Origin of the sequence: Rickettsia endosymbiont of Culicoides newsteadi, from assembly GCF_002259525.1 — a bacterium.
Taxonomy (GTDB): domain Bacteria; phylum Pseudomonadota; class Alphaproteobacteria; order Rickettsiales; family Rickettsiaceae; genus Tisiphia.
Window position 1 is genome coordinate 1 of sequence record NZ_MWZE01000117.1, and the last position, 3,394, is coordinate 3,394.

The following is a 3,394-nucleotide window of genomic DNA, read 5'->3' on the forward strand; positions in this document are numbered from 1 at the left end:
CACTAAATGGTTTTGCTTTATAGTACATTGAAGAACGATTAATCTTTAATAATTCATATTGCCTTGTCTTTGGTAACATTGCTAGCTTGGAATCGACAAGTTCTTTTCTATTTGATAAGTCCAAGCTTTGTAGCTTTCCCACAGCCCAATCTCTCTCTACTATTGTTTTTCCAAGAGTTTTCGCTAATTCATCATTTTGTTCTTTCAGCATATTAATTTGTTCCTGATATTTACTTACCAGTTTTGCTGGTTCAAAAGCCAATGCTGCATTTGATATAAATTGTTTTTTCCAATTACTAATTGTCTTTGAGTTTATCTCATATTTTGATGCTATCACTGATAATGGACTCTCTTCTTTCAGCACTTCTAATACTATCCTAGTTTTTTCTTCAGCACTAAAAACTCTTGCTTTTTCTTTTGTCATTTTTTCTCCTAATTTTTTCTTATTATTTTATCTTAATTAGGAAGCTTTTAACTCTATTTTTTTTGTCTATTTTCTTCAGTCCATTATACGCCATTTAATTGAATGTTTCTTTGGTAAAATCAAACATTTTAGGCGTATATTTTCTAGGTTTGATAAAGCCCCAGCCACCTTTTTAGCCTTTCTAAATTTTGTTGGAGCTTTAATATGGTTACGTTAAAAATTTTGTCAACAGAACCTAGCATACCACAAAAAAAGGCGATAATTATTCCCGAAATAAATCGCCCAAATATATTGTTTCTTAAAATTAGTAGCGATAAGGAAATTGTGAAAATAGTTAGAATAGATATAAAAGAAGGTTCCTTACTTAAGGTAAAATAAGTACCAATACCACAAATGAAACTAACAAAATACCAAAGATTGAGATGGTGATATTCTTGTTCTAAAATGCTTGTAAAAAATTAAGAGTTAATTTGTAGTTTCTCAGGATCATCGCACCGAATAGCAGAGTTACTTTTAAGATACTCTACTATTAGATGCAAATCAAGTAATCTATTCCCTCATTTCACCATGAATATATAAATCATAAGCTATCTGATAAAAACTAATAGCTTCTTCTACTAGACGAGGAATATTATCAATCTCTATTTTATAGTCAATTGATGAGAAGTTGGGGACGTTGTCGCTCAATGCTCGCCTATTAGTTATAGGCGTCACTCCATCGCTCCTAGCCCCAAATTCTCCTGAATTGACTATATCTTCATCAACTAATTTATAAGTTTTTGGTTGCTCCTGTGGGCGCAAGATAATTAAATGATTATCCTTCATAAACCCAAGCAATTGGTAAGTACTGATAAAAGCCCTGTTTGCCGGCGTATTTAATATATCTTGACCAAAAAATTTACTATTATATGAAAAATTTAATAATCCCAAAATAGTAGGGGCAATATCAATTTGACTTGATAAATTATCAACTATCTGTGGTTTTAATATATTAGGAGCATATATTAATAGAGGTATGTGATATTTATTAATTGGTAAATCAGTTTTACCAGCACTTGACGCACAATGGTCAGCCGTGATAACAAAGATAGTATTATCAAACCAGGGGTGAGTTTTGGCTAATTCAAGAAACCTACCAATAGCATAGTCGGTGTATTTAACTGCTGCATTACGCCCACTACCAGACAGCAAATCAATTCTACCTTCGGTGAAAGTATAAGGGCGATGATTAGAGGTAGTCATAATTAATGAGAAAAAGGCTTTGCCTTGATGGTAATTTTGATCAGCTAACTCCAGTGCTTTTATTAGTATATCCTCATCCGCTACTCCCCAAATATTAGCAAAACTTATCTCATTGGATTTTAGATTGCCTCGATCAATTATGTTATAACCATTACCGTGAAAATAATTTTGTAAATTATCAAAGTAGCTATAGCCACCAAATAGGAAATTAGTAACATAGCCTTGATTCCTAAAAACAGTAGCTATATTAAATAGTGACTGATTCTCAGGGCGGCGGATAATGGATGAACCAGGAGTTGGTGGTACTGATAAAGTAATAGCCTCTAAACCTCTTACTGTTCTAGTGCCTACTGCATATAGATTGGTAAAAAATATGCTTTGCTCAGCTAATCTATCTAAATTTGGTGTAATATTTTGTTGATTGCCAAATTTACCCATGAATTCGCTACTAAGACTTTCTACGGTAATAAATATAATATTATATTTTTTATTATTAGAAGAATTAGCTTTGATATAACGTGCTATAGTAGAGTCATCTGAGTATAGTTCTTCATTTTTTGATAAACTGTTGCGAACAATATCTAAAGCCCGTTTTTTATCAATTACTGGATAAAAACTATTATAATCCAAACTATTATTAAAAAAGGCAGAGAAAAACTGATAATGACCATTTCTAGCAAGTTCGATAGCATATTTATTAGAATTTATATCAATTTTATTAGGGTTATAAAAATTAAAAGCCAGTAGGCTAAAGAAAAATAGCATTATCGTACAGAGAATATATTTCTTACTATTTATTATAGTACTTGCTTGATTAATTATATATTTTCTCAAGTAAAAATTAATCAATAGTGCAATCACTATAATAGCTAGTAATATTTCTATATAGGGCAAAGATTCTTTTACAGTACCAATAATTTCATTGGTATAAATTAAATAATCTACCGCAATAAAATTAAATCTAACACCGAACTCATCCCAAAAAATAATCTCGGCAATGGTAATAAATATTAATAGAGCAATAGTACAGAAATAACCAATAAAGCAACAGCTTAAATACAACAATTTATGCCGAGCCAATAATTTATGGAAGCCAATGATCAGCAGTAAAATTATCGGTAAAAAATAACAAAGAGATATTAGATCATTAAGAGTACCAATAACAAAAATTGACACTAGATCAGATATGGTTATTTGTTGTTGCCATAAAGCGTATGAGCTTAATAGGACGCGGGTAATAAACTGAAATATTAGATAAATTCTAACAATAGGAAAATTGAACAATGTTTTTATCATCTAATAAGAGCAAAAAAGCCTGGGAGGCTTACAAATACTGCTATCCCCTCTGGTTAATTAAATCAGATTTTAATAGTATAGAAAATTTTATTACTTGTCAATTTATAGCTAATCAGATTTTGAATTTTTTGATTACTCAATGCCACTGTTTGATACATTGACTATACATATTTCCTTCGGCATATTAGCAGTTACTTCTTTGCTCATAGGCTATTCTTCTTTTAACTTCTTTATTTCTTCAATGGTTAGTTCGGTTAATTTACTTATATCTTCCATAGGATAGCCTTCTTTCAGCATTTTCTTTGCTATAACTATAGCGTTTTCTTTAATACCTTCAGCTTTGCCTTTAGCTTCGCCTTCTTTAAAGCTTTCTTCTAAAGCAATATCTTCCGCATCTTCCTGCAATTTGCATCTTACATATAAGTCGTATTC

At 30.9% G+C, this 3,394-nt stretch carries 3 protein-coding genes and 2 pseudogenes; 2 read left to right on the forward strand and 3 right to left on the reverse strand.

The window, feature by feature from the left end:
- The coding region (locus RiCNE_RS06460; RefSeq protein ID WP_157905707.1) for a transposase at window positions 1-424 on the reverse strand (424 nt) is incomplete at its 3' end.
- A gap of 88 nt (window positions 425-512) precedes the next feature.
- On the opposite strand from RiCNE_RS06460, the pseudogene RiCNE_RS07350 reads away from it, so the two are divergent.
- Together RiCNE_RS07350 and RiCNE_RS07595 are read left to right on the forward strand one after the other, a co-directional pair.
- Window positions 513-641: pseudogene (locus tag RiCNE_RS07350) on the forward strand (IS5/IS1182 family transposase); the annotation flags it as partial.
- Window positions 629-802: a hypothetical protein gene (locus tag RiCNE_RS07595; protein ID WP_157905708.1), complete on the forward strand. Its 174-nt coding sequence runs from the start codon at window positions 629-631 to the stop codon at window positions 800-802. The pseudogene RiCNE_RS07350 and the gene RiCNE_RS07595, both read left to right, overlap by 13 nt.
- Window positions 803-973: 171 nt before the next feature.
- Here RiCNE_RS07595 and RiCNE_RS06465 read toward each other — a convergent pair whose 3' ends face one another.
- On the reverse strand, window positions 974-2,950 hold the full coding sequence (locus RiCNE_RS06465; protein ID WP_239832778.1) for a sulfatase-like hydrolase/transferase: 1,977 nt from the start codon (window positions 2,948-2,950) through the stop codon (window positions 974-976).
- A gap of 222 nt (window positions 2,951-3,172) precedes the next feature.
- Window positions 3,173-3,394, reverse strand: a pseudogene (locus RiCNE_RS06470) (Rpn family recombination-promoting nuclease/putative transposase); the annotation flags it as partial.